6 protein-coding genes, 5 tRNA genes and 1 rRNA gene are annotated in these 6,415 nt (G+C 37.0%); 1 reads left to right on the top strand and 11 read right to left on the bottom strand.

Features of this window, described 5'->3' with window-relative positions; genetic code table 11:
* Positions 1-19: 19 nt before the first annotated feature.
* From ACFQU5_RS08990 to ACFQU5_RS09035, 10 genes are all read right to left on the bottom strand, one after another.
* On the bottom strand, positions 20-1,144 hold the full coding sequence (locus ACFQU5_RS08990) for a CdaR family protein (protein ID WP_390286936.1): 1,125 nt from the start codon (positions 1,142-1,144) through the stop codon (positions 20-22).
* Complete coding sequence (cdaA, locus tag ACFQU5_RS08995) at positions 1,137-1,973, bottom strand: diadenylate cyclase CdaA (protein ID WP_390286938.1); 837 nt, start codon at positions 1,971-1,973, stop codon at positions 1,137-1,139. Before cdaA ends, ACFQU5_RS08990 begins: the two co-directional genes overlap by 8 nt.
* 338 nt (positions 1,974-2,311) lie before the next feature.
* Positions 2,312-2,923 (bottom strand): anti-sigma factor family protein, encoded by a 612-nt coding sequence (locus tag ACFQU5_RS09000; RefSeq protein ID WP_390286940.1) that lies wholly within the window; start codon positions 2,921-2,923, stop codon positions 2,312-2,314.
* Positions 2,924-2,935: 12 nt separating this feature from the next.
* Positions 2,936-3,499 (bottom strand): RNA polymerase sigma factor SigW, encoded by a 564-nt coding sequence (gene sigW, locus ACFQU5_RS09005; RefSeq protein WP_390286942.1) that lies wholly within the window; start codon positions 3,497-3,499, stop codon positions 2,936-2,938.
* 156 nt (positions 3,500-3,655) lie between these two features.
* The gene (gene rocF, locus ACFQU5_RS09010) at positions 3,656-4,561 is read right to left on the bottom strand and encodes an arginase (RefSeq protein WP_390286944.1); all 906 of its coding nucleotides are present in this window, start codon (positions 4,559-4,561) and stop codon (positions 3,656-3,658) included.
* A gap of 349 nt (positions 4,562-4,910) precedes the next feature.
* A tRNA-Gln gene (locus tag ACFQU5_RS09015) sits at positions 4,911-4,985 on the bottom strand.
* A gap of 4 nt (positions 4,986-4,989) precedes the next feature.
* Positions 4,990-5,073: transfer RNA gene (locus tag ACFQU5_RS09020), tRNA-Tyr, on the bottom strand.
* Positions 5,074-5,086: 13 nt separating this feature from the next.
* Positions 5,087-5,162, bottom strand: a tRNA-Val gene (locus tag ACFQU5_RS09025).
* Positions 5,163-5,195: 33 nt separating this feature from the next.
* Positions 5,196-5,270 (bottom strand) — tRNA-Glu (locus ACFQU5_RS09030).
* A gap of 178 nt (positions 5,271-5,448) precedes the next feature.
* Positions 5,449-5,523: transfer RNA gene (locus ACFQU5_RS09035), tRNA-Asn, on the bottom strand.
* Positions 5,524-5,719: 196 nt separating this feature from the next.
* On the opposite strand from ACFQU5_RS09035, the gene ACFQU5_RS09040 reads away from it, so the two are divergent.
* Positions 5,720-5,929 (top strand): hypothetical protein, encoded by a 210-nt coding sequence (locus tag ACFQU5_RS09040; protein ID WP_390286946.1) that lies wholly within the window; start codon positions 5,720-5,722, stop codon positions 5,927-5,929.
* Positions 5,930-6,166: 237 nt separating this feature from the next.
* Here ACFQU5_RS09040 and rrf read toward each other — a convergent pair.
* Positions 6,167-6,282, bottom strand: a 5S ribosomal RNA gene (rrf, locus tag ACFQU5_RS09045).
* Positions 6,283-6,415: the final 133 nt, after the last annotated feature.

Genomic DNA, 6,415 nt, shown 5'->3' on the forward strand with positions numbered 1-6,415 from the left:
TAGTAAATTAAGAAATTTGTTATTCTGTATTGTTGTCTTCTTCAGCAGGTATTTCTTCCTCAACTACATCTTCTTCTGGAGTCGTTTCTCCAGCATTTGTTTCTTCTTCTGGCGTTGTTTCCTCCGGTACAGGTTGTTGTTCTTGTTCTTGTCCTTCTTCTTGCCCTGGCTCCTGAACCACTTCATCTTCTGTTTCAGTTTGTGCTTTAGTAATATTGGCTTGTACTTCAATTGAATATCTTGAAAGCTTAGTTACTCCATTTGGCAAAGGTAGTTCAACTTCGTATGCACCAGACTCTTGAATCTCTGATATGTCAAATTCTACTTCTAATCTTGTTATGGGGTCAATAATTGATTTTGGACCAAACACTTCTATGACTTTAGTTTGAGAGGTTACACTATTAATGGTAACTCCATTCATAGGTTTACCAGTTTGCCGAATGTTTAGAGGTACTTTTCGACTATATTGTTTTACTTCGACATTTACATTAACTGTCTCAGGTTCGATTGTCACATCCAGTTTATTTAAGCTACTGTCTAATACCCTTACATTAGCCTCCTGACTGAAGGAAGCTGTAATTCCCTCTTCACTATTTATAGTTGCCTTCACATAGCTAATGCTTTCGATTACACTTTTTGCACCAGTAACTAATATCGTACTTGGATCAGATGTCATTCCAAGGAGCTCATACCCTTCAGCTATTAAACTGTTATTGATTTCTGGTTCTATCTTAACCTCTTCTGTTACTTTTTCCTCAACAACTATATTAAGTATATTCGGGTCAATGGTAACATCCAGTTTAGGTGAAAAGTTTTCATGTTGAATGGTAACTCTATGTTCACCAATTAACAAAGAATTTAAGTCTACAAACACCTTAAAGTCTTTTGTCAATTTTGTTTGCAGTACGATTGGCATTGGCCCTTCAATCGTAACGTCCACCGTTTCCGGTAGCCCCGAAACAATTAAATTTTCAGTATCATAATAAACCTCAAGTGGAACATCTGTAATAATATCTACATCTGTATTTGATGCCGATGTTTGTTGCCCATCATCCAACTGCGCTTTTGCGTAAAAGAACAGTAAAATGGCTAAAATGAGGGCAATTACGCGTAAAGCCCAATAACTATCGAACAATTTATCCATTCTTTTTCCCCCTCCAAGTCCACTTAGAGGCAAAATCCGAATACTGTTCAGGTCCAAACCACAATTTTCTTAATTGCGTTTCGAATTCCTCTATTGATAGATTTCGATATAGATTCCCATTTCGCGTTAAGCTTATAGCACCCGTTTCTTCGGATACCACAATTGTAACTGCATCCGTAACTTCACTTAGCCCTACTGCCGCTCGGTGACGTGTACCTAGTTCTTTTGATATAAAAGTACTTTCCGATAAAGGCAAATAACAAGCAGCCGAAATGACCTTATCCTTTTGGACGATAACCGCACCGTCATGGAGTGGCGTATTTGGTATAAATATATTAATAAGTAATTCCGATGTAATTTCAGCATTTAACTTGATGCCCGTTTCAATATATTCCGTTAAGCCGGTTTCATTTTCAATTGAAATAAGTGCACCGATCCGTCGTTTTGCCATATAGCTTACGGATTTTTTCATCGCTTCTACTAAGCGCGTTTGTTCATCTTCCAATTGCCCACTTGAACGTTGGAATATTTTGCCCCTTCCTAATTGTTCCAACGCTCTTCGAATTTCAGGAGTGAAGATAATAATGATGGCTAAAAATCCGTAGTCAATTACTTCTTGCAGGAACCAACCGAGGGTATCTAAACCGAAAACAACTGTTGCAAACCTAGCGAAGATTATGACAAATATCCCTTTTAATAACTGAACAGCTTTTGTTCCTTTAATGAGGGTTAATAATTTATATATTACGTACCAAACTAATAGTACGTCTAAAATGCTAAACACAATATTTACAGGCGTAAGGTCTGTAAACTGTTCAATAATTTGCACGTGGCATCCCCCACTTTTTCCTTGCTATTTCATTTATATCGATAACATGTCTCTGTTATTACGCAAAAGTATAAAAATGTAAAACATCTCATTAATTCACAAATCATTTAAAAAGTTAATTATTACTTCTATTATTATTTCCTAAATGATGTAGCAAATGTATGAAGCTTTCATGAAATCCAGCCGTATCTTATTTTACTATAATTAGCTATAGCAAGAAGAAACATTTACTTTTCTGGTTAGAAACAGTATACCATAACTTGTACTTATAAAGCTTTTCCCAAGTAAAAAGCCCACTCTTTCGAGTAGGCTTTTTACTTATGTTTAGATGAGATTGTTTATTCTTTAAACAAATCCATAAAATCATTTACCATTGCTTTCGTCTCATACCATAGCCATTCAAACACCTGGTCAATTTCTTCTATTTGTCCTGTAACAACTGATGTAGATGCCATATACTCTCCATTTATTACAATCACATCTCCATCAACTTCCCCTTCAATGACAAGATCACCATTTTTTACAACAACGTCACCCTTGACTACTTCACCTTCCGGAACAATAACAGTTTGCCCATCTACTATCAAATTCGGTTGTGTGGTAACCGAAAATTCATCGCTTGAATAATTACTTAACATCGTTGCACTCATAAATAAGAAGAACACAGCGGCTGCTACAACTATCGGGTGTCGTCTAAACCATTTCTGTATCCCTACCCGATTTTTCCCCTTTGGTAGACGCTTCATTACTCTATCCTCAAAATGTGGAGGTGCTGTAATATGTGCTGCACTCTTAACAAAAGCAACCGTGTCACTTAATTCGTGCATATGTTGTCTACAGTCAGAGCACATTTGCAAATGTTTCTTCAGCTGCTGTTCATGTTCACGATTTATATCGCCATCTAAATATTCGTGCATATAGTCAACAATGTATTGTGGACACGTACTCATGCGTTTACCCTCCTACAAATTGTTTAATTGCTTTCTTAAAGCTTCACGCCCTCGATGTATTCGTGTTTTTACCGTTCCTAAAGGCATATCTAAAATTTCGCTAATTTCCTGTAACGATAATTCTTCAATATATTTTAATACTATAACTGAACGATACTTATCAGGCAATCTGCTGATTTCATACTGGATTCGGTCCTGTAGCTCCATTTGTTGCACAGTTTCTTCAGGTAATTGTTCACTTGACGCAATTTGCGAGTACATATTCAATCCATCGGTACCTGCCACTTCTGCATCCAAGTAATAATCAGGTTTCTTCTTTCGAATTCGATCAATACAAAGATTCGTCGCAATACGGTATAGCCATGTTGAAAATTTTCTTTTCTGATCAAATGTATGAATGTTTATATATGCACGTACAAAGGCTTCCTGCGAGATATCTTCCGCTTCTTGCTTGTTGCCGAGCATACGATAGCATATTTGGTATAGTTTGTGCTGGTAGAGGCTCACAATATCTGAAAATGCGTTTTGATCACCTTTTAGCACTTGCTTTATTCTTTTGTTCACTAACGCATCCATTTATGTTTTCCTCTCCACCTTTACGGCTTATTATTATTTACGCGAGACTTTTGAAAAAGTTTCACGTATGTTGAGAGATTCTAAATAAATTTTTATTCCCCAAGAGTATAAATTAGTATATTTATCCAGAAATTTCAAGAGCCGAAAACACTAAATTTACACTAGCTTTTCACCAAGTAGGGATCCCATTAGAGCAACAGCCACATCCGCCGTTTTATTGCGTTCATCAAGAATAGGATTTACTTCAACAAATTCCGCGGAAGTAATTATTCCTTCTTCCTCTAACATTTCCATCGCTAAATGACTTTCACGGTATGTGATTCCCCCTGGTACTGGTGTTCCGACTCCAGGTGTATATAGCGGATCTAGACCATCTAGATCTAACGATAAATGGACTCCATCTACTTTTCTTTCCTTAAAATAAGCAATTGTCTCCTCCATAATCCTTGTCATGCCCATTCGGTCAATTTCATGCATTGTATATACTTTAATGCCCTTTTCTCTAATTAAATCTCGTTCTCCTGGATCTACTGAGCGGGCACCAATGATAATAATATTCTCCGGTTTAATTTTCGGTGCAGGGCCACCAATTGTAAGCAATCGTTCATCTCCCAACCCGATGCTTACTGCAAGTGGCATACCATGAATGTTGCCTGAAGGTGAGGTCGCTGGAGTATTTAAATCTGCATGCGCATCATACCAGATAACACCCAAGTTGTCATAGTGGGCAGCTAATCCTGCAAGTGTACCAATTGCAATGCTATGATCACCACCCAAAACAAGCGGGAACCTCCCTTGTCCAATTACTTCTGATACTTTATTCGAAAGCTGTGTACACACTTCCACAACTTCCTTTAAATTTTTTAAATTTGTATCTAATTGTGTATTATTCATTGCTCTTTTTACGACGATATCCCCTTCGTCTTTAATCTCATAACCAAGAGCTTCCAATCTTTCTGATACATCTGCATACCGGATTGCACTTGGTCCCATATCCACCCCACGTCGTAGTTGACCATAATCGGATGGTGCTCCGATAACAGATATTTGTTTCTTGTTCATACCCCATACCCCCTTGTTAATATCTTCTATTTTAAATGGAAAAACCTTAATGGCTCAACTCGACAAGTTTTTGAATTTTTATACACTCATTAAAAGTACTTCATTATGAAATAATATTGTTGACGGGAATCGGGTGTGTAGCATTTTAGCCAATACAATGGGATATGGAAAGTAGGAATATGGGGCGGGCTTGAGGCTTGATGAGTGGTCTCATTTCCCTTAAGAAGCTAATTCGGTGTTTATTGGGAAAGATACTATTAAGAAACATCTCTCTTTAGTAAAAGAAAAACCTTTACTCAAATTGAGTAAAGGTTTTGTTTATGTAAGATCTAATAATATTTAGAAGAAATGGCTGGGGTACCAGGATTCGAACCTGGGCATGACGGAATCAAAATCCGTTGCCTTACCGCTTGGCTATACCCCAAAAATGGTGGAGGGGGACGGATTCGAACCGCCGAACCCGAAGGAGCGGATTTACAGTCCGCCGCGTTTAGCCACTTCGCTACCCCTCCAGATAAACACTTATGGTGGAGGATGACGGGCTCGAACCGCCGACCCCCTGCTTGTAAGGCAGGTGCTCTCCCAGCTGAGCTAATCCTCCATGTTTAGGGTAAGTGTTATCATCTAATTAAATTGGTGACCCGTACGAGATTCGAACTCGTGTTACCGCCGTGAAAGGGCGGTGTCTTAACCACTTGACCAACGGGCCGACTATGTATTTTCTTTGTCTTGAACAAGACAAGATTTATAATAACATCTTTTTTTTGTGAAAGCAACCATTTTTAATATATTTTTTTAAAAGTTTTTTAAAGCTACTCTAGGTTGAATTAAAATAGTCATATTTATAGCGTGATAACTGCCTAATTCTCTTTTCTGGCAAAAAAAAATGGCTCCGAAGGTAGGACTCGAACCTACGACCAACCGGTTAACAGCCGGTTGCTCTACCACTGAGCTACTTCGGAACAATATTATTTTTATTAAATTTCTTTACTACTCTTTTATTATTATAATAATTCTGAAAAAATATTCAAGTATTTTAATTGAATTTATTTTAAGATAAAGCAGACGTATTTTATATTTTCAATCATGGGAAATAAAAATTAGAAAATATTCAATAAAAACCAATATAATATAAAATTAACTTTGGCGGTTTTTTCTATGGGATTTCTTTATTGGAATTTGAATGAAAAAGAGGGATTTTTCCGTTCACTTTGGACAGGTTTATTAGCCCTAATATTATTGTATTTTATTTGTTGGTTTTTTGTTGATGATTTTATCTTATTAAAAATATGGCTGCCAATAGTTTTTACATTGTTGTATGTACTTGATCTATTAGTGAAGTATCGCAGATGGAAAAAAGTAAAATAGGTGATTAAGACTTTACAGGCAACGAGTTAGAGTCCACGTCTCTTGATTTTTAATACAACTACTAATCTTAAGTGGTATTAAATCTATAGCTAGTTCTTGTGTTATGGTAAAGATTAGATTATTTATGTAATACTTTGAATCACCCAGATAATAACTACTTCTACCCTAAAATATACATGAAAGCTCTATAGAAAATAAAAAAAGCCACTACTGACTGAATCAGCAACGACTTCTTGAGCCTAGCGACGTCCTACTCTCACAGGGGGAAGCCCCCAACTACCATCGGCGCTAAAGAGCTTAACTTCCGTGTTCGGTATGGGAACGGGTGTGACCTCTTTGCCATCATCACTAGACTNCAACTTTTTATGTATAGAGAGCTTATTCTCTCAAAACTGGATAAAGACATTGACTGCGTTCAAGATTTATATCTATTGTGGTTAAGTCCTCGATCGATTAGTATTCGTCAGCTCCATGTGTCACCACACT

The organism is Ureibacillus sp. GCM10028918, from assembly GCF_042666115.1.
Taxonomy (GTDB): Bacteria; Bacillota; Bacilli; order Bacillales_A; family Planococcaceae; genus Ureibacillus.